The organism is Acinetobacter sp. GRABPA_MV_2, from assembly GCF_056725885.1.
Window position 1 is genome coordinate 292,574 of record NZ_JBWZNA010000002.1, and the last position, 20,817, is coordinate 313,390.

The window sequence follows — 20,817 nt, forward strand, 5'->3', positions numbered from 1 at the left end:
TCCGTAACCGATGAATATTATCCACCCCAATATAGCAATTGCAAAAGTGAATAATAAGGCATGTTCACTTTAAATTTCAGTCAATGGCTGAAAGAAAAAAGTACATGTTCTCAGGAGTTTATACAAATGCAGTTATCGCTGAAATACGTTCTTGCACTGACGGCTAGTTTAAGTATGGCCCCACTGCACGCCGAAATGGTGCAGTCATCATCATTAAACAGTGATGTAGATGGTCCTAATCTAGCAGCACGTGTATTGAGTAAAGATACTCAAAACTTTAATTCTCGTTTTTCTAACATTAACAGTCTTTCAATCACTGAACGTTCTGGCGATCAAATCCGTCGTCAAGCTATCGCAGCAAAAATTGAAATCCCTGAAGATGAGCCTTCAGTGATTGAAAAACTTAACACAGTAGCTTCAAACACTGTTCGTAAGTTTAGCCAAACTGGTGTAGCATCTTGGTATGGTCGCCAATTCCATGGTCGTAAAACTGCAAGTGGTGAAACATTCGATATGAATGCTCTAACTGCTGCTCACCGTAGCCTACCATTGAACTGTTACATTCGCGTAACGAATAAGGACAATGGTAAAAGTGTAGTTGTAAAAGTAAATGATCGTGGTCCTTTCCATGGCAATCGTGTACTTGACCTATCATACGGTGCAGCTAAACGTCTTGGTATTACTAATGCCGGAACTGCAAAAGTAAATATTGAGCGTGTTGATGGCCCAACTTCATAAGTTATAGCCTCTCGAGTTCATGTAAAAAGCCGCAATTTTTTTGCGGCTTTTTTTATATTTTAAGTTATTAAAATGATGCCTAACTTAAAGTTAAAAAATCCTCTTTTTAACCCTTATCTAACTCCGAATTTGAATATTTTTTAAACAAAAAACCATGTTTATTTAGTACAAGTCAATTTCAACTCTAATTTGCGTTTAGAGCGACTTTATTAAATTTGCGCTACCCTAGTACCATTTTTCCAAAATAAAGGCTATTTATGGCGTTTTTAGAGTAGATGAGTAGAGCTTTTTCATACAATTTTCCCATCAATCTCAAAATCACCCTTTTTTAGATGATTTCATCATTGAGCAATACAAAAAAAAATATTATGAAAAATTGCATCATTTTTGAGGTCGAATTGACCATTTTTTTCAATCACAGTCACATTATTTTTTCGTCTGCTCTTTCCTAGATTTTTTTAACGCAATGCTCCCTATAGTTGAATAGTGTTAGTTTCTTGTCGAGATCCTCAAGAACAGGCTAAAATATACTCACAAAAAATAAATCAAAGTTAAAACAAGGAGTGTGCTACTAATGAAATCCATTACTGAATGGTTTGATGAATATAGCGAAAGTCATCAAAATCCAATCAATAAACAAATTCACTGGCTTTGCGTTCCCGCCATTTTATTTTCTATTATTGGAATTATTGCGCATTTCAGCACATTGCTTACTGCTTTATTACTTGTGTTGACTTTAGTATTTTATGCACGTTTAGATCTTGTACTTGCTGTTGCAATGGCTGCCTTACTTGTTGTTATGGCATGGCTCATTTACACCCTACCTGTAGGAGTCGGATTTTATATCGCTATTTTTGTGATTGCTTGGGTTGGACAATTTTACGGACATAAAGTCGAAGGCAAAAAACCGTCTTTCTTTAAAGATTTACAATTCCTACTAATTGGACCAGTTTGGTGTATGGATGCTTATCTCTCAAAAATCTTACCTAAATGGAAAAGCAGACAAAAACAAGCTCTTGCTTAAAGATGAATTTAAAGCTGAATCCTTTCGATTCAGCTTTTGCATGTTAGTAATTGATTAGAAAATTTATAAAATAAAAAAATCCTAAACTTGCTATCACACTTAAAAGAACTTTTTTTAGGTAAATAGCGATTACAATACAAAATATTGCTGCATAAATATAAGAATTATTTATCACACCTCTTAAATGGTCACCATCGAAAAAAATAACTGGAATACAGATTGCAGTTAACAAACAAGGTGCAGAATAGTTAAGCATCTTATTCAGAATAAGCGGCAGTTTAATTTTTACTTGAGGTTCTAAAAAATAATAGCGATTAAAAAAGACGATTGCTGCCAAGCCTAAAATCATAAACCAAGACATATTATTGCTCCTTACCTATTTTTTCAGTTAAAACAGCAATTAACATTCCCATTAATCCTGAAAGTAAAATCGCCCCCTCAATTTGATAAAATTTAAATAAAAACCCACTTAAACAAGTTGTTAGCACACCAGCTATGACCGGAAATCCTTTACATAAAGGCACAATCATGGCAATAAAAATAGCAACGATCGAAAAATCCAAATGGTAATTTAAAAGATCAGGTATCACTGTCGCCAGCAGTATTCCCACCAAGCTAAAAGCAACCCAAAATAAATAAAAACACAGTCCAGCTCCGAGCAGATATTCCGAACTTCTTTTTTCAAATGGAGCACTCACCGCAAACAATTCATCTGTTAATAAAAAGCCTAAACTCAATCGTTTAGGTAGGGACAAAATAGAAATGTCATTTCTTAAAGTTAATGCATAAATAAAATGCTGAGCCGTTAAAAAGAAAATAGTCAAATAAATTGTAAAAACAGATGCTCCTTCCATAGCCATGCTTAAGCTAACCAACTGAGCAGCTCCAGCAAAGACGAGTCCAGACATTGCTAGTGCTTTATAGAAAGATAATCCTGCATGAATTGCCATAGATCCCGCTAAGATTGCCCACGGAATAACAGAAATTGACAAGGGCAAAATATCCATTGCACCACGTAAAAATAAATAGGATGGCTTATTTTTTGAAAACCCAACTGGCTGATTAAGCTGAATATTCATATATAAAATCCAATATAAGTAACATCTCTATACCATGCTTGATGAGTGCCGACTTATATTGGATAAAATTGCTTTAAAACTAATTTATTTATATATTCAAACTTGCTACATATTGAGTGGGTGTGACGCCCATTGCTTTTTTAAAGTGACGGTTAAAATGGCTTTGGTCAGAAAAACCACATTGTTGTGCCACCATGGCAATTTGGTCCCCCTGTTTTAATAACTGTCTTGCTTTTTGTAAACGTGCTTGTACAAGCCAAGCATGAGGTGGCAAGCCCACATATTTTTTAAATTGCCTTAAGAAATGCCAAGCGCTCAAGCCGACCATGTCAGCCAAGTCTTGTAAAGAAAAGTTGGTTTCAGGCATTTCTACGAGCAATTCTTTAATTCTTAATATTTTTGAATATGCTTCTGGCAAATCACAAAAAGTATGATTTGATTTACTATGCCTCTTCATCAGACAAGCTAAAGTTGTTAAATACATCGTTTCTTTGAGTAAAAAATTATCTTTTTGTTCTAATAAATCAAAAAGTAAGCAAAGCTGTTGAGCCAAACCTAGGTCGCGAATCACAGCTTGAGGAAACCATGGTGCTCCATGTGGATTTTCAAAAAAATCTTGGCTAACTTCTGCTAACATTTCAGGTGTTGGATAGATCGCTCGATAACGCCACCCTGATTCAACAGCCGATGAACCCGTATGAATCTCGTCAGCATTAACTAAAATAATATCACCTTTAGGAGCTACATGTAGCTGTCCCGTCCTAAAAAAAGACTGTGCTCCTTCTTCAATTACACCAATACAGTACCCTTCATGAGTATGCTTTGAAAATTGTGTTTGGTGATAATGTGCTTTTAATAACTCTAAACCGCCCAACTCTCGCACATGCAGATAATCGGCTTGCTCCCGCTGCATAAATACGTCTCATCTATTCAATAAAAAAACCATAGCATGTTTTAACAAACTGAATAGAACAAAATTGCTCTATGAAAATAATCTGATTAAACGTTTACTTGGGCTTTATTGATAGATCTGTCCGTCATGTTTAAGCCACCCACCTTCATGACGACCTTGTGGATCGTGATGAGTCCAATGTAGTACACCACCTTTTGGGTTATACTCATATTCGCCATAAAACTCAACGACATCACCTTTATTTAGATTAGAAATTTTAGGTGCCAAATCGATATTATGTGCAACCAAAATTGAAAGGCCATTTTCTAATACTAGAATGAATTTCTGGTGTCTTGACCCATCATTATCATCTCTTAAAATTGCTTTGACTCGACCACTTCCCTGCACTTGAACATTACTTTGTCTCTGGTCATAAGCAGCTTTTACAGTGTCCACCCCATTATTTGAAAGTGTAGTTTCATTACGCTGAGCTGCGGGTATAGTTGATGATGGTGATTGACTTTGCTTATGTCCAGATAAATCCAGACCAAAATACGCAGCAATCAATAAAATAATCACACCACCAATACTGAGATTTTTTTTATTTGTCATTGTATACCCTTATTTTAACTGAGATAAAAAAAGCCCCAATGGGGCTTTTTTTATTGTGATACGAATTACTTCGCAGCAGCTTGAGCAGCAGCAACTTCTTCAGCGAAGCTAAGTTCTGCTTTCTTCTCAATACCTTCACCAACTTCGAAACGTACGAATTCAGCAACAGTAGTACCAGTTGCTTTTAATACATCCGCAACTTTCTTGTCGTTGTCGATTACATACATTTGACGATCAAGAGCAACTTCGTTCAAGTATTTATCAACTGAACCAGTTACCATTTTCTCAACGATGTTAGCTGGTTTACCAGATTCTAACGCTTTCGCTTCAGCAATTTCTTTTTCTTTAGCGATAAGGTCAGCAGGAACAGCTTCAGCATTTACAGCTACTGGGTTGAATGCAGCAACGTGCATTGCAATACCTTTACCAGTATCAGCATCACCAGTATAAGAAACTACAACACCGATTTTTAAACCGTGTTTGTAGATAGCCAAGTTTTCGCCTTCAACGATTTTCGCGCGACGAACTTGGATGTTTTCACCGATTTTTTGAACAAGTGCAATACGAGCTTCTTCAACTGATTGACCGTCTGCTAATTTTAATTCAGCGATTTTAGCAGCATCAGTTTCACCAGCCGCTAAAGCAGCAGTAGCAACAGCTTTTGAGAAGTTAGAGAAGTTTTCGTCTTTAGCAACGAAGTCAGTTTGACAGTTAACTTCAACTAAAATTGCTTTGTTGCCTTCTTGAACGATTGTGATTGCACCGTCAGCAGCAATGTTACCAGCTTTTTTAGCAGCTTTAGCTTGACCAGATTTACGAAGGTTATCAATAGCAAGCTCGATGTCACCGTTCGCTTCTGTTAATGCTTTTTTGCATTCCATCATTGCAAGACCAGTACGGTCACGTAATTCTTTTACCATGCTTGCAGTAATTGCAGTCATGTTGATCTCCTAAAATCGGTAGAAAATAAATCTTTTCAACAAAAACGGCCCAAAGAAACTCTGGGCCGTTTGCATTCTCGACGCTTAATTTGCCACCATTACATGTCGCAAAAATGACAAGCCTGCGTCAAAACGCATTAAGCCTCAGAAGCGTCTTTCGCAGCGTCATCGCCTTTTGCTTGAGCGTTCGCTTGAGATTGAGCGTATTCTTTACCAGCAAGAATTGCGTCAGCCATAGCTGAAGCATATAGAGTTACTGCACGGATCGCATCGTCGTTACCAGGAATAACGTAATCAACGTTGTCTGGGTTAGAGTTTGTATCAACGATACCGATAACAGGAATACCTAAGTTCTTAGCTTCTTTGATTGCAATCGCTTCGTGATCAACGTCGATTACAAATAATGCGTCAGGTAAACCACCCATGTTTTTAACGCCGCCTAAAGAGCGCTCAAGTTTTTCCATCTCACGAGCACGTTCTAAAGCTTCACGTTTAGTAAGCTTAGCAAAAGTACCATCTTGAGATTGAGTTTGAAGATCTTTTAAACGGTTGATAGATTGGCGAAGTGTTTTCCAGTTCGTCAACATACCACCTAACCAACGGTGATCTACATATGGTTGACCAGCGCGTTGAGCTTGTTCACGGATGATGTTAGAAGCAGCACGTTTTGTACCAACGAACAAAACTTTGTTCTTTTTGCTTGCTAATTGGTTAGCGAAGTTCAAAGCATCATTTAACGCAGGAACAGTGTGCTCAAGGTTGATGATGTGAATTTTGTTGCGCGCGCCAAAAATGTATTGACGCATTTTTGGGTTCCAGAAACGAGTTTGGTGACCAAAGTGCGCACCTGCTTGAAGAAGGTCGCGCATGCTTACGTTGTAATCTGCCATTTTCTTTACCTTAAAAGTTGGGTTAGGCCTCCATATATCCGCATTCTCCACCTTTTTACGGGCACCCAGAGTAATGTGACGATATATGTGCGGATTTTTTACTCCATCTATCAAAATTCTTCGTAAAAGATATTCACGAAAAGCATTTGATAAAATGGGCGGCTATTTATACCATAGACGCTTGTAAATTACCAAAAGTTTTTAGAGATCATGAACAGTACTTATACAGCTCCACGTCGATTAATCAAAACTCCAGATGAAATTGAAAAAATGCGCATTGCAGGACGACTGGCGGCTGAAGTTCTAGAGATGATCAAGCCCCATATTAAGGCAGGTGTAAGTACGCTTGAACTTGATACCATTTGTCGTAATCACATTGAAAATGTGCAGCATGCTATTCCTGCATGTGTAGGTTATGGTGGAGCTCCTGGGCGCCCTGCTTTTCAACACTCTATTTGTACTTCGGTTAACCATGTTGTCTGTCATGGTATTCCCTCTGAAAATAAAATTTTAAAAAATGGTGACATCCTTAATATTGACGTCACTGTCATTAAAGATGGTTATCACGGCGACACCAACATGATGTATATCGTGGGTGGTGAAACTTCTATTTTAGCAAACCGTCTATGTAAAGTTGCTCAAGAAGCGATGTATCGCGGGATGGCAACCGTTAGAGATGGTTCATATTTAGGCGATATCGGCCACGCAATCCAGAAGTATGTCGAATCAGAACGTTTTAGCGTAGTACGAGAATATTGTGGTCACGGTATTGGAACCGTTTTCCATGATGAACCTCAAGTATTACACTATGGTCAAGCTGGTACAGGTATGCGTCTTGAAGCAGGTATGACTTTTACGATTGAACCTATGGTAAATGCAGGTGTATGGCAAACTAAATTGTTAGGTGACAAATGGACTGTCGTAACGAAAGACCATAAACTTTCAGCTCAATATGAACATACTATTTTAGTTACTCAAACGGGCATTGAAGTCTTAACTGCTCGTCCTGAAGAAGACTTATCTCGCTTCAACCAATAATTTAAAAAATCTTAAATAAAAGGCTGCTTTATGTAGCCTTTTATTACTTATTATGTATTTTTTATTAATAAATCTTTCTAAATATAAACAAATATTTCAAAAAAATTACAATTATTAATTTTTAATACACAATCATTTTAATAAAACACGGTATGGTGGGCTCAATAAAAATCAGTAAACAAATGCCGGACATGGAGTCCTTTTATGATGAGAAAGTCATTATTTTGTATGACAGCTGCCTTTTTTGCTCTGCCAACATCCACTTATGCCGCGTCACCATATTTTAGTTTTAAAGATGGTGATGGCTTCAAACGTTTTTCTGTCTCTGCTGGTCCTTTATATGTCAAACCAACAGGAAAAGCTCAGCCTTTTAGGATTAATACTTCTGTTAAAGAAAATGAGCAATCTAAAGTCGGAGATATTAAGGTAAAAACTATTCAAGACAATATTTCCGATAGTAATAGTAATGTCGTTCTTGAAGAACTTATTGATGTTATTGGTTTAGGTACTGATACTATTCCCGCATGGTTAAGTGGAACAGCTGAAATTCGCGGTTTGAGTCAATGGGAAGCTGAGAATACAGGCTTAGAAGCTGATGATGTAACTACTCTAGGTCTCATGACAAATTATTTTTTTACAGATAATGTCTCATTAGAAGTAAAAGCAGGAATTCCACCTAAAGTAGATCTACAAGGTAAAGGTAAGATTTATGCCCCTTTTTCTGCTACTGCAAAACCTGCTGGCGGAATTCTTGGATCGATGGAGCTTGAAAATAATATTTTTATTACCGATCTTGAAGCTCATGGAAGTGCTGCATCAGCTCGAGCTTGGACACCAGCTTTTGAACTTCAGTACCATTTTGGCAAAACTGGCGTAAATAAATTTAGACCGTATGTTGGACTAGGTGTGATGTATGCCTATTTCAGTGAATTAGAAATGAATCCTGAAATTGAAAATGATTTAGTCAGTGCTGGTCATATGATTGTGAATATTAAAGATGGTAAATCGGGTGCTGCTTTAGAAAGAAAAACTAGTTCTGGTGATCCTAAAGTAGACCTTGAGGCATCTGATGCAATTGCGCCCGTAGCAACTTTGGGTTTCACCTATGATTTCAATGACAAATGGTATGCGGTTGGCTCCGTTTCTTATGCTCACTTAAAAACGGATACGACTATTACAGTCAATGATGCCAAATATGGCGAATTAATTAATGCAAAAGCAGATATCGAAATTAATCCGATTTTAGGTTATGCAGGTATCGGTTACCGCTTCTAACTTTTGTGTCACACAAAGCTATAAAAACTTATGCACGTTTTTATAGCTTTCTTTTTTGTAGATTTTGCTTCTTTTTAAATCAAAACGCTAAAAAAATGAGCACTTTTATGAAGCCAATAGAAAAAATTTACTACTCTCCTCTCTTATGAGTATTTACTGATTTATTTCTATTTTTAATTAATTTTATTTTTAATAAACTAACTCAATAGAATTAGAAAGTAATTTTTCCTTTTTAGTAAAATTAATTTTTTGGCACAAGCTTTGCTTTATTCATAGCAAGATGAGTCAACGATGATTCAATGAATAAACAAGACGGCCAACGATGTCCGCTCTGATCGGTTTGCAGATAGGCAATAAATCGCCTTGCAAATTAAAATTTCGTTCAGTTCAGAGGGACGCCGTATGTCTTCAAATGTCAATCGAGATGCAAAAAAAGCAACTGAAATAAAATTATTTAGCTTTTCTACTCCTGCAATGCGTGCTTTCCATATGACATGGCTCGCATTCTTTGTGTGCTTCTTCGCATGGTTTGCTTGCGCACCACTCATGCCGGTTATTAAAGGTGAGTTCGGCTTAACCAAAGACCAAATTGCCAATATTAATATTGCCGCCGTTGCAATTACGATTTTAGTACGACTCGCTGTCGGTCCACTTTGTGATAAATATGGCCCGAGGATTACCTATACAGCTCTTCTCTTGCTTGGCAGTATTCCTGTATTTGGTGTTGCTGCTGCCAACAGTTATGAATCCTTTTTATTTTTCCGCCTACTAATTGGTGCAATTGGCGCAAGCTTTGTTATTACGCAATACCATACAAGTGTTATGTTTGCGCCTAATGTTGTAGGCACGGCAAATGCAGCTGCTGCTGGTTGGGGTAATGCTGGTGGCGGTGCAACTCAAGCTCTAATGCCTTTATTACTTGGCGCAATTGTCATGTTTGGTGTTGAGCAAACTATGGGTTGGCGTGTTGCATTAATCGTACCAGGCTTGATGATGGTCATTGTCGGCATTCTTTACTGGAAATTAACCCAAGACTGCCCTCAAGGAAACTTTAAAGAAGTCCGCGCACAAGGTATTGAAGTGGGCAGTGGTAAAAAAGGTGGTATGGCTATTTTAATGCAAGCTGCTCGCAACTACCGTGTCTGGATTTTATTTGTGGCTTACGGTGCATGTTTCGGTATTGAAATTTTTATCCATAACGTTGCAGCAATGTACTATGTTGATCAGTTCAAGATGGATTTAAAAACCGCTGGTTTAACCGCGGGGATATTTGGCCTTCTTGCACTCTTTGCTCGTGCACTTGGCGGTATTATTTCCGATAAAGTCGCACTTAAAAAAGGTTTAGATGGCCGCACTAAAGTATTAGTACTGATGATTTTGGGCGAAGGTTTATTCCTAATTCTTTTCTCTCAAATGAATGTCGTTGCACTTGCAATCATCTCTATGACAATTTTTGCCCTGTTTACTCATATGGCTTGTGGCGCGACATATGCTCTCGTACCATTTATTGATCGTAATGCATTAGGTGGTGTCGCAGGAATTATTGGTGCAGGCGGAAATGTGGGTGCTGTCGCAGCTGGTTTCTTGCTTAAGGGTTTACTTGATATTCAAACTTGCCTGTTTATTTTAGGCGGTCTGGTTATAGTTGCAGGCTGTAGCGTAATTTTGATTCGCTTTACAACAGAACATAAAGCAAAAGAACAAATTCTTTTTGAACAAGCCTTACTGGAACGTAACTCTGCTGCTTAATTTTTATAAGGAGTAGAAATCAGGATTTTTTCTACTCCCTTATTTTTATAAAAGCATACAACTCATACTTACTTTTTAATTCTTCTTAAGTATTCTTGCTGTATATATCGATATTTTTCGATATATCTTCTACAATAAATCATCATTATTATAATTTTCCATTAATCATGACTAAAACTGGCAACCAATTTTCTCAGTCCCTCATCTATATGCTGATTGGCAGTGCAATTATTCTGGCACTTTCTCTCGGTGTACGGCATGGTTTCGGTCTCTACCTTGTACCGATGAGCCATGAATTTGGCTGGGGACAGCATGTTTTTAGTCTTGCGATAGCCATGCAGAATCTGATCTGGGGAGCTGTTCAGCCTTTTACCGGGGCAATTGCAGATAAATATGGCAGTAAAGTTGTAGTTGCTGTGGGTGGCTTACTTTATACCCTAGGCCTACTTTTAATGGCTTTTAGTTCAAGTGTACTCATTTTGAATTTAAGCTTAGGTCTTATTATTGGCTTAGCTTTATCAGCAACCTCTTTTACGGTTTTACTGAGTGCAGTAGGCCGTGCCGCCCCTCCAGAAAAAAGAAGTATGGCAATGGGTATTGCCAGTGCAGCAGGCTCTTTTGGTCAGTTTATTATGCTACCTTCCACCCTTCTCTTGCTTAAAACGGTAGGATGGTCGTCAGCTTTAATGGTGAGTGCGTTGTTAATTGCGCTTATCATTCCTCTAGCGTGGATGCTAAAAGGGCCAAGCAATCAAACACCAAAAGCAATTACTCAACCTCAGCTCACATTTAAACAAGTACTGAATATTGCTAGAAAACATAAGCCATTCTGGTGGTTAGCTTTAGGCTTTTTAGTGTGTGGATTTCAGGTGGTCTTCTTAGGTGTTCATCTACCGGGCTATTTAATCGATCACGGCTTTGATGCAGCTACAGGTACTGTGTTTCTAGCACTAGTAGGACTATTTAATATTGTGGGAACTTATGGGGCAGGTTGGCTAGGAGATCGATTCTCAAAACCTAAATTATTAATGGCGCTTTACGGTAGCCGAGGCATCGCAATCATCGCATTTTTACTATTACCTCTAAGCACTTATACGGTATATGCTTTTGGCGTCATTATGGGACTTTTATGGCTCTCTACAGTTCCGCTCACCAACGGTATTGTGGCAAATATGTTTGGTGTTAAATATCTTTCAATGCTGAGCGGCATTGTGTTTTTCACCCATCAAGTCGGTTCTTTCTTTGGCGGTTGGCTTGGCGGTGTTAACCATGACTTAACAGGTAATTACAATGCGATTTGGCTATGTTCAATAGCATTGAGTATATTAGGGGTAATCGTACATTTCTTTGTAAATGAGGAGGCTGTTATTCATGACGCATAATACCTTACTTTTGAAAACAATTATGACTTTGCTCGTGATTACTCTGCTGGCCTGTTCAATCATTTTATGGAAACAAACTCCTGATTTATTTGTATATTTTAATCAAGCATTTTGTGCCCACTAGAGATATAGACAACCAGATGCATACTGCAAATTGTCATAAAAATATAAAAAACCTATGGTCTAATGAAAATAAAAAAGCCCGCAAGTTTGCGGGTTTTTTTATGGAAAACTTATTTAAAATCAAAACAAACGATTCATACCATTAAGTGCAGCTACACGATATGCTTCAGCCATTGTTGGATAGTTAAATGTTGTTTCGACAAAATATTTCAAAGTATTGTTTGGGCTGTGCATAACTGCTTGCCCAATGTGGATAATTTCGGCAGCGTTATTACCAAAACAGTGAATACCTAAAATTTCCATAGTGTCGCGGTGGAAAAGAATTTTTAACTCCCCCACTGTATCACCAGTAATTTGTGCGCGAGCTAAATGACGGAAAGAAGCTTGACCTACTTCATACGGAATTTTCTCTTCGGTTAATTCCTGTTCATTTTTACCAATTGATGAGATTTCCGGAATGGTGTAAATACCCGTTGGGATATCACGTACTGGCTTCGCATCTTCACCACTCATGTTTGCGCCAGCACAGCGCCCTTGGTCATAAGCAGCAGAAGCAAGTGATGGCCAACCAATCACGTCACCAGCAGCATAGATATTTTCAACCTCAGTTTGATATTGATCATTTACTGAAAGTTGACCACGGTTATTTGGTACCAACCCAACATTCTCAAGACCTAAACCTTCAGTGTTTCCTGAACGACCGTTACACCAAAGAATCGCATCGGCTTTAATCTTTTTACCACTTTGTAAATGTAGTACAACGTGGTCATCAAATGTTTCTAGGTGATCCATTTGTTCGTTGTGACGAATTAATACACCCTGTTCACGTAAGTGATAAGACAAAGCATCAGCAATTTCATCATCTAGATAGCTTAAGAGTTTTTGCTGAGTATTAATCAAGTCAACTTTATGATCTAAACCAATAAAGATTGAGGCATATTCACAGCCAATAACGCCAGCGCCGTAAATAATAATTTTTTGAATTGAATAATCAAGATCAAGAATTTTATCTGAATCAAATACACGAGGATGATCAAAGTCGAGGCCTTGTGGATGATAAGGACGACTACCTGTCGCAATTACGATTTGCTTACAGATGATTGTTTCTTTAATGCCTTCATGGCTAAAAACTAAAACTGTATTTTTATCTTGAATATATGCACGGCCATGAAATACGCCGATTTTGTTGCGGTCATAAAAGCGTGTATGCGTATCAACCTGTTGTTGAATCACTTTGTGTGCATTACGCAAAACCTGTTTCATGGTGAACTGTTTCCACTCACCTACTTTTTGAAACATTGGATCACGCTGATAGCGAATAATACTAGAAACTGTTTGACGTAATGCTTTACTTGGAATGGTACCTACGTGTGCACAGTTACCACCCAGTTGATCACGCACATCTACAATTGCAACACGCTTACCCGCTTTTGCAAGCTTCATTGCCGCGCCTTCACCTGCAGGTCCAGAACCGAGAACTACCGCATCGTATTTAACGAAATTCCCACTAACGACCTCTTTTTTACGTGGCATTGAAAGCTCCTTCCTCACTTGAATGACCATATTTTATAATAAATTATGGCTAATATGCGGTGAATTTATGTATTTCTCAACCCTATATTTCTGAATAACCACATTTATTATATGAATAGTTATTTTCCGCTATTAACTGCAGAAGTTCGCTATAATACAATGTCAATGTCTCTATAAACGAGTGGAAAAGTTAAATATGTCAGAACACCGTAAACCTGAACAGGGTGTAAAACTTCGTGGCGCAGAAAAAGTCGCAAGAATTCCTGTAAAAGTTGTACCTACGGTTGAAGTGCCGCGTAAACCTGACTGGATTCGTGTCAAGATGACGGCACCAGAAGAAGTTCAGCGTATTAAAACCACTTTACGTGCTCAAAAACTCCATACCGTTTGTGAAGAAGCTGCTTGTCCAAACCTTCCAGAATGCTTTGGCGGTGGTACAGCAACATTCATGATCATGGGTGATATTTGTACACGTCGTTGCCCTTTCTGTGATGTAGCACATGGTCGTCCAAATGCACTCGATGCAGACGAACCTCGTCACATGGCAGAGACAATTGCTAATCTTAAGCTCAAATATGCAGTAATTACTTCGGTTGACCGTGATGACCTACTTGACGGCGGTGCACAACACTTTGTGGACTGTATCAAAGAAGCTCGTGCACTAAGCCCAAACACATTGCTTGAGATTTTAGTACCAGATTTCCGCGGACGTATGGATATTGCTTTACGCATTATGACTGAATGTCCACCAGACGTATTTAACCACAACATCGAGACTGTGCCACGTCTATATAAAGCGATGCGCCCAGGTTCAGACTATCAACATTCTTTGAACTTATTAAAAATGTTTAAAGAATATTGCCCTGATATCCCAACAAAATGTGGTTTGATGGTAGGTATCGGTGAAACTGAAGAAGAAGTTATTGCATTGCTTGATGACTTGCGTGCTCACGATGTTGACTATGTGACTATTGGTCAATACTTACAACCTTCTAAACAACACGCGCCAATTGACCGCTTTGTAACGCCAGAAGAGTTCGAACGTTATGCAGAGCATGGCCGTAAACTTGGCTTTAGAAATATTTGGTCTGCACCAATGGTTCGTTCAAGTTACTTTGCTGATCGTCAATACCACGGTGAACCCGTACCAGAAGTTCGTCGCAAAGTAGATCCAGCTAAAAAAATCGCTGTTCAAGTTGTCGAAGCTTAAAAATTAATATCTATAAAAGCCCTCTACTTCAGAGGGCTTTTTATTTGTATAAGAAAATCAATAACATTTCTTGACAAATCGATAAAACAACCCATTACACTTTCACTTAAAAATATCTTATACCTAAAAGTACGATATATCCCTGCTCTAGCATATACATCAATTGCGACATAAAAAATTAAATTTAAACAGCATTAAAATTAGCTAGTTAAGCCTTAAATCTCTCCTCGCTTTTTGTAACTTCTAACTTGAGGGCTTATCTAGCAAGGAGCAAGTATGGTTTTCCTACTCTTTGTTTTAAGCATTGTCATTCAGCTTTTTACAATATGGGCAATTTTCTTTTTTAACCTAAATCGCGTCATTGGCAGTGTTATTACGATTGTGGTAGCTATATTTACTGCACTCATATTAACGCCATGGGCTCTCATTTTAGGTATTCCCCTTATTGCCCTTAGTATCATTATTTTATTTGCACCATTACGCTTTAATCTGATTACTCAACCTGCATATAAAACTTTAGCAAACTCAATGCCGAGTATCAGTACGACTGAACAAGAGGCTTTAGAGGCAGGTACCAGTTGGTGGGAAAAAGAGTTGTTTATGGGGGCACCTGATTGGTCTCAGTTTGAAAAGTACCCCTACCCTACCTTGTCAGCAGAAGAACAAAGTTTTATCGACAATGAAGTTGAGCTCCTTTGTAGCATGCTAGATGAATGGGAAATTCATCATCACTTAAAAGATCTTCCACCTGAAGTTTGGCAATTTATTAAAGATAAAGGTTTTTTAGGCCTCATTATTCCAAAGTCCTTTGGTGGCAAAGAATTTAGCTCATTTGCCCAAAGCCGTATTATGAGCAAAATTGCTTCACGCTCACTCACCACAGCTGTGAGTTGTATGGTTCCAAACTCGTTAGGACCAGGTGAGCTACTCATGCACTACGGTACAGATGCACAAAAGCAGCAATATTTACCGGGCCTTGCTAAAGGTGAGGAAATTCCATGTTTTGGTTTAACTAGCCCAGAAGCAGGTTCAGATGCAGGCGCCATTCCAGATTCGGGTGTTGTTTGCTACGGCGAATATGAAGGTGCTCAAGTCCTTGGACTTCGCATGAATTTCTCTAAACGCTGGATTACGCTTGCACCAATTGCAACTGTTGTTGGTCTAGCATTTAAACTTTATGACCCTGAAGGTCTACTCGGCGATAAAAATAAAACCGAATACGGTATTACCTGTGCACTCATCCCTGCAAGCCATGCGGGTGTAAAAATAGGAGCACGTCATTATCCCGGCTCTCCATTTATGAATGGAACAGTAGAAGGAAAAGATGTTTTTATTCCTATTGACTGGATTATTGGTGGTCAAGAAAATGCCGGAAAAGGCTGGCGTATGCTCATGGAATGTTTAGGCGTTGGTCGTGGTATTTCCCTTCCAGCATTAGCCACAGCCGCAGGTGAAATGAGCTATTTAACCGTTGGTGCTTTTGCGAAAATTCGCCAGCAATTTAATATTTCTGTCGGTAAATTTGAAGGCGTACAAGAAGCGACAAGTGAAATTGCCAGCGATGCCTATATGCTTGAAGCATTCCGTTATTTAGTGACATGTGGCCTAAACCAAGGTGGAACACCTGCCGTGATGACTGCCATGGCAAAATATTATGCAACTGAAACAATGCGTAAAGTTGTCAATCATGGGATGGATATTGCTGGAGGACGTGCAATTCAACTTGGGCCACGTAATTTCCTTGCCCTTACCTATCAAGCAATTCCAATTGCTATTACGGTAGAAGGCGCAAATATTTTGACCCGTTCATTGATGATTTTTGGTCAAGGTTCAATGCGTTGTCACCCTTATCTATTTGAAGAGTTACAACTCCTTCAATCTGAAGATAAAAATAACTCGGTCAAAAAATTTGATGATTTGTTATTTAAACATTTAGCCTATACCTTTAACCGTGGTGCAAGATCATTTGCTTACGGTTGGACAGGTGGCTCAAGCGATGCGCCTCAGTCAGCAGATCAATTCACCTCAAGTTACTATAAAACGATTAATCGTTTTAGTGCCAACTTCGCACTCGTATCGGATATGTCACTTGGTTTACTTGCAGGCGACTTAAAACGCAAAGAAATGTTATCAGGACGCTTGGCAGATATTCACGCGCACCTGTTTATTTCTACTGCGATTTTAAAATTTTATGAAGCTGGCCAAAAAACTGAAGCCGAACAACTTCACGCAAAATTAGCACTACAAAAAGCTTTCTTGAATATTCAGGAAGCATTTTGGGGATTATTTGAAAACTTCCCAGCTAAACTTCCGGCAGCATTTGTAAAATGGATCTGTTTCCCTTTTGGTCGTGTCATTTCAAAACCAGATGATGAGTTAAAACAACAAGTCGCTGAACTTATGATGCAAGAGCACCCTTTCAGAGAACAGCTTAAACATCACGTCTTCTATTCAACCAAAGCCGATGATGTAACTGGACGTTTAGAACATACCTTCCAAATTCTACGAACACTTGAACCGCTTTGGGATAAGTTTAAAAAGGCTGAATCTAAAGGTAAATTTACAGGTCTTACTTTTGAAGAGAATATTCAACAAGCGATAAAAGAAGGCTTTATTTCTGAAAGCGAAGCTCAACAACTGTTGCAATACAACGCAATTCGATTCGACAGCATGCTTACAGATGTGTTTGATGAAGATTTAAATAAAGATCTTCCTTTGTCAAACCCTCATCAAATTTAGTGACTGATGCCTCCACTAATTCACTATTGCAATCATTTTTGATTCGCATTAATTAATAAGCAGCCATAAAAGCGTCACTCGACGCTTTTATTTTTAGGAGAAATTAATGTCTAAGCAAGATTACGAAAATGGATTAAAAGTTCGCACAGAAGTGATGGGAGAAGCTTTTGTAAAACGTGCCCAAGAAAATACCGTACCCTTTACCCAGCCTTTACAAGACTGGATTAATGAACATGCATGGGGATCGACTTGGCAGCGTGAAGGTGTGCTACCTCGTAAATATCGCTCATTAATTACTTTGGCAATGCTCACGGCACTTAAATCACCAACTGAACTCAAAGGCCATGTTCGTGGTGCACTCAACAATGGTTGTACAGTTGAAGAGATTCAAGAAACACTATTGCACAGCCTACCATATTGCGGCGCCCCTGCTACACAAGAAGCTTTTCGCGCTGCTTTAGAAGTGATTCAAGAATATCAACAAAAATAACTTCAATATGAGCCAGCACTCTACTGGCTCTTCTTATCTAATTCAATTTGGATGAATGCATCTGAAAATTACGATCATCAATCACAATAGCCTGACGGCAAATCCCCTCTACTTGACGCTGCTTTTCAAAAACTCCCGCTGACATCGGTTCAAAAGTATCAAAAAAGCAGATTTCATTTTGATCTATAGAATAAATGAGCGACTGGTTTCCAACCCCTTCTAAAGTATCGTAGTACACAATCACCATTTTTCCGTTTTGAATTGCAGCTTGAATATCTTGATAGCTCAGCGCTGGTCCAGTTGGAATTTTTAATACCTTTGCTTCTTTATAACTCATGCGTTCGCTTTGGCTAATGCTAGGATCCTCATCTGAATGAAATGACACTTCAAATCCTAGTTTCTTTAAAGCAACAGCTAAGGCAATAGTATAGGTGCCTCCTTCATCGTGTCGGCAAACATTAATCAGCTCAACCACATCAATTTGTACTCCATGATGCTGAAGCAACATCCAAACTGCAAAAACGCCACAGTTTGACTCTAAGCTTGCCAACGACTCGGGAATATTTAATGCCATAATTAGAATCTAAAGTGATAATTACGCAGATAATAAACAAAACTGGATTGGCACTAAAAGCTTTTCCAAGTACAATGTTTCGCTAGTCGAGGGATGCTGCGACAATTGATCGGCACTAAAGATCAATTTGCCAGGCTCGACGATCGGTTAAACACTCGTTTTAACCAACAACGGCATCCGCGAACAGAATGATCAATACTATTTTTTCCTAGGAGATCCTGATGAACGCGGTTAATGCTTCATTTACAGATTACAAAGTTGCTGATATTTCTCTTGCTGACTACGGCCGTAAAGAAATCAAACTTGCTGAAGCAGAAATGCCAGCTTTGATCGGCTTACGTAAACGCTATGCAGCTTCTAAACCACTTGCTGGTGCAAGAATTCTTGGTTGTATTCACATGACCATTCAAACAGCTGTTCTTATTGAAACGCTTATTGAATTAGGTGCTGAAGTACGCTGGACATCATGTAACATTTTCTCTACTCAAGACCACGCTGCTGCTGCAATTGCTGCTCGCGGTATTCCAGTTTTTGCTTGGAAAGGTGAAACTGAAGAAGAATATGTATGGTGCCTTGAACAACAGATCAATGTAAATGGTCAACCTTGGGATGCCAACATGATCTTGGACGATGGCGGTGATTTAACTGCTCTTGTTCATGAAAAATATCCTGCTCTTTTAGAACGTATTCACGGTATTACTGAAGAAACTACAACAGGTGTTCAACGTCTTATCGAAATGTGGAAAGACGGTTCTTTGAAAGTTCCTGCAATTAACGTAAATGACTCAGTTACTAAATCTAAAAACGACAACAAATACGGTTGCCGTCACTCATTAAATGACGCGATCAAACGTGCAACTGACATGCTTTTGTCTGGTCGCCGTGCACTTGTAGTTGGTTATGGTGACGTAGGTAAAGGTTCTGCTCAATCTTTACGTCAAGAAGGCATGATCGTTCGTGTAACTGAAGTTGACCCGATTTGTGCAATGCAAGCATGTATGGATGGCTATGAAGTTGTATCTCCATACAAAAACGGCGTACAAACAGGCAAAAAAGAAGATATTAACCACGACCTTCTTGGCAACACTGACCTTGTTGTAACAACAACTGGTAACTACCACGTGTGTGATGCAGCAATGTTAGACAGCTTAAAAGCTGGTGCAGTTGTATGTAACATCGGTCACTTCGATACAGAAATCGACACTGCGTATTTACGTGGTTACAAGTGGGTTGAAGTTAAGCCACAAGTTCACCAAGTTTATCGTTCAGAAGATGAAAATAACTACCTTATCCTTCTTTCTGAAGGTCGCCTTGTAAACCTAGGTAATGCAACTGGTCACCCATCACGTGTAATGGACGGTTCTTTTGCTAACCAAGTTTTAGGTCAAATTCACTTATTCCAAGAGAAATTTGCTGATCTTCCTGCAAATGAGAAAGCTGCAAAAATTCGTGTAGAAGTTCTTCCTAAGAAACTTGACGAAGAAGTTGCTGCTGCAATGGTTGCAGGTTTTGGTGGTGTACTTACTCAGTTAACTCAAGAGCAAGCCGATTATTTAGGTGTTGCTGTTGAGGGACCTTTCAAATCTGACGCTTACAAATACTAAGAACTTAAGGGCAGACGGTGAACCGACTGCCCTTTTTTCTAAAATGTTTCGCTGTTTACAAGGATTTGACATGACTAAACGTACACCTATTTCTTTTGAGTTTTTTCCGCCGAAAACTGATGTTGGTGCCGAAAAACTTCGTATTGTTCACCAAGAATTACAGCTATTAAATCCAGAGTTTTTCTCGATTACTTATGGTGCTGGTGGTTCTACTCGCGAACGTACACTTGCCGCTATTGAAGATTTCAACGGTAAAGGTACTCCTGTTGCACCTCATCTTTCTTGTATTGGTGATGATAAAGCTCGTATTGCTGAGTTACTGGATTTATATAAAGCTCAAGGCATTGACCGTATTGTTGCTTTACGTGGGGACTTACCATCTGGTCAGGTTGGGCTTGGTGAGCTTCCTTATGCTCAAGATTTAGTACGTTTTATTCGTGAGCACTCAGGTGATCATTTTCATATTGAAGTTGCAGCTTATCCAGAAATGCATCCTCAAGCTGAAAGCCTTAATTCAGATATCCAACGTTTTGTTGAAAAAGTACAAGCTGGTGCCAATGCAGGAATTACTCAATTCTTCTTTAATCCAGATTCGTATTTTTATTTTATCGAACGTTTAGAGCAAGCTGGAATTAACATTCCAGTGGCTCCAGGAATCATGCCTATTACCAATGCAAGCAATTTAATCCGTTTCGCAGATGGTACTGGTGCTGAAATTCCTCGCTGGATCCGTAAGCAATTACAAGCCTATGGCGATGACAGTGAAAGTATTAAAGCTTTCGGTCATGAAGTTGTTGTTAAGCTATGTGAACGCCTGATTGCAGGTGGTGCACCAAGCTTACACTTCTATTCAATGAATCAAGTCGAACCAACTCGTCAACTCGTTGTTGATCTTGGTTTAAATTAATTTTGTAAGGCGTACCC

At 38.8% G+C, this 20,817-nt stretch carries 19 protein-coding genes; 11 read left to right on the forward strand and 8 right to left on the reverse strand.

Annotated elements, in window-relative coordinates; all coding sequences use genetic code 11:
- Positions 1-126: 126 nt before the first annotated feature.
- Together ACXM0J_RS03325 and ACXM0J_RS03330 are read left to right on the forward strand one after the other, a co-directional pair.
- Positions 127-738 (forward strand): septal ring lytic transglycosylase RlpA family protein, encoded by a 612-nt coding sequence (locus ACXM0J_RS03325; RefSeq protein ID WP_086265827.1) that lies wholly within the window; start codon positions 127-129, stop codon positions 736-738.
- A 574-nt stretch (positions 739-1,312) separates the two neighbouring features.
- Positions 1,313-1,762 carry an Mpo1 family 2-hydroxy fatty acid dioxygenase gene (locus ACXM0J_RS03330; protein ID WP_086265826.1) on the forward strand — a complete coding sequence of 150 codons (450 nt, stop codon included), beginning with the start codon at positions 1,313-1,315 and terminating at the stop codon, positions 1,760-1,762.
- Between the two features lie 43 nt (positions 1,763-1,805).
- Here the strand turns inward: ACXM0J_RS03330 and ACXM0J_RS03335 are convergent, their stop codons facing one another.
- The 6 genes from ACXM0J_RS03335 to rpsB form a co-directional block, all read right to left on the reverse strand.
- Entirely contained in the window at positions 1,806-2,123 is a 318-nt protein-coding gene (locus ACXM0J_RS03335) for an AzlD domain-containing protein (RefSeq protein WP_086265825.1), read from the reverse strand.
- A 1-nt stretch (position 2,124) separates the two neighbouring features.
- Entirely contained in the window at positions 2,125-2,841 is a 717-nt protein-coding gene (locus ACXM0J_RS03340; RefSeq protein WP_078225149.1) for an AzlC family ABC transporter permease, read from the reverse strand.
- 88 nt (positions 2,842-2,929) lie between these two features.
- Positions 2,930-3,754 carry a helix-turn-helix transcriptional regulator gene (locus tag ACXM0J_RS03345; protein ID WP_086265824.1) on the reverse strand — a complete coding sequence of 275 codons (825 nt, stop codon included), beginning with the start codon at positions 3,752-3,754 and terminating at the stop codon, positions 2,930-2,932.
- A 105-nt stretch (positions 3,755-3,859) separates the two neighbouring features.
- Positions 3,860-4,345, reverse strand: coding sequence for a DUF3465 domain-containing protein (locus ACXM0J_RS03350; RefSeq protein ID WP_086265823.1), 486 nt, complete (start codon positions 4,343-4,345; stop codon positions 3,860-3,862).
- 65 nt (positions 4,346-4,410) lie between these two features.
- Positions 4,411-5,286, reverse strand: coding sequence for a translation elongation factor Ts (gene tsf / locus ACXM0J_RS03355; protein WP_002118238.1), 876 nt, complete (start codon positions 5,284-5,286; stop codon positions 4,411-4,413).
- A gap of 137 nt (positions 5,287-5,423) precedes the next feature.
- Entirely contained in the window at positions 5,424-6,176 is a 753-nt protein-coding gene (rpsB, locus tag ACXM0J_RS03360) for a 30S ribosomal protein S2 (protein WP_002118204.1), read from the reverse strand.
- A gap of 210 nt (positions 6,177-6,386) precedes the next feature.
- Between rpsB and map the strand changes: the two genes are divergently transcribed.
- The 4 genes from map (at position 6,387) to ACXM0J_RS03380 (ending at position 11,620) form a co-directional block, all read left to right on the forward strand.
- Positions 6,387-7,214, forward strand: a complete 828-nt coding sequence (gene map / locus ACXM0J_RS03365; protein WP_032004590.1) for a type I methionyl aminopeptidase — start codon at positions 6,387-6,389, stop codon at positions 7,212-7,214.
- A gap of 204 nt (positions 7,215-7,418) precedes the next feature.
- Positions 7,419-8,489, forward strand: coding sequence for an OmpW/AlkL family protein (locus ACXM0J_RS03370; protein WP_086265822.1), 1,071 nt, complete (start codon positions 7,419-7,421; stop codon positions 8,487-8,489).
- A gap of 402 nt (positions 8,490-8,891) precedes the next feature.
- Positions 8,892-10,238: an MFS transporter gene (locus ACXM0J_RS03375; protein WP_086265821.1), complete on the forward strand. Its 1,347-nt coding sequence runs from the start codon at positions 8,892-8,894 to the stop codon at positions 10,236-10,238.
- 167 nt (positions 10,239-10,405) lie between these two features.
- Complete coding sequence (locus ACXM0J_RS03380) at positions 10,406-11,620, forward strand: MFS transporter (protein ID WP_086265820.1); 1,215 nt, start codon at positions 10,406-10,408, stop codon at positions 11,618-11,620.
- A gap of 243 nt (positions 11,621-11,863) precedes the next feature.
- On the opposite strand, the gene sthA is transcribed toward ACXM0J_RS03380, so the two are convergent.
- Positions 11,864-13,276, reverse strand: a complete 1,413-nt coding sequence (gene sthA / locus ACXM0J_RS03385; RefSeq protein ID WP_002118117.1) for a Si-specific NAD(P)(+) transhydrogenase — start codon at positions 13,274-13,276, stop codon at positions 11,864-11,866.
- Between the two features lie 196 nt (positions 13,277-13,472).
- On the opposite strand from sthA, the gene lipA reads away from it, so the two are divergent.
- The 3 genes from lipA to ACXM0J_RS03400 all read left to right on the forward strand — a co-directional run bounded on the left by lipA (position 13,473) and on the right by ACXM0J_RS03400 (position 17,715).
- Complete coding sequence (gene lipA / locus ACXM0J_RS03390; protein ID WP_002118167.1) at positions 13,473-14,486, forward strand: lipoyl synthase; 1,014 nt, start codon at positions 13,473-13,475, stop codon at positions 14,484-14,486.
- Positions 14,487-14,762: 276 nt separating this feature from the next.
- Entirely contained in the window at positions 14,763-17,225 is a 2,463-nt protein-coding gene (locus ACXM0J_RS03395) for an acyl-CoA dehydrogenase (RefSeq protein WP_086265819.1), read from the forward strand.
- 106 nt (positions 17,226-17,331) lie between these two features.
- Positions 17,332-17,715, forward strand: coding sequence for a carboxymuconolactone decarboxylase family protein (locus ACXM0J_RS03400; RefSeq protein ID WP_000043120.1), 384 nt, complete (start codon positions 17,332-17,334; stop codon positions 17,713-17,715).
- A gap of 37 nt (positions 17,716-17,752) precedes the next feature.
- Here ACXM0J_RS03400 and ACXM0J_RS03405 read toward each other — a convergent pair whose 3' ends face one another.
- Positions 17,753-18,289 (reverse strand): cysteine peptidase family C39 domain-containing protein, encoded by a 537-nt coding sequence (locus tag ACXM0J_RS03405; RefSeq protein WP_086265818.1) that lies wholly within the window; start codon positions 18,287-18,289, stop codon positions 17,753-17,755.
- Positions 18,290-18,510: 221 nt separating this feature from the next.
- On the opposite strand from ACXM0J_RS03405, the gene ahcY reads away from it, so the two are divergent.
- Together ahcY and metF are read left to right on the forward strand one after the other, a co-directional pair.
- Entirely contained in the window at positions 18,511-19,893 is a 1,383-nt protein-coding gene (ahcY, locus tag ACXM0J_RS03410; protein ID WP_086265817.1) for an adenosylhomocysteinase, read from the forward strand.
- 70 nt (positions 19,894-19,963) lie between these two features.
- Entirely contained in the window at positions 19,964-20,800 is an 837-nt protein-coding gene (gene metF, locus ACXM0J_RS03415) for a methylenetetrahydrofolate reductase [NAD(P)H] (RefSeq protein WP_086265816.1), read from the forward strand.
- Positions 20,801-20,817 lie beyond the last annotated feature (17 nt).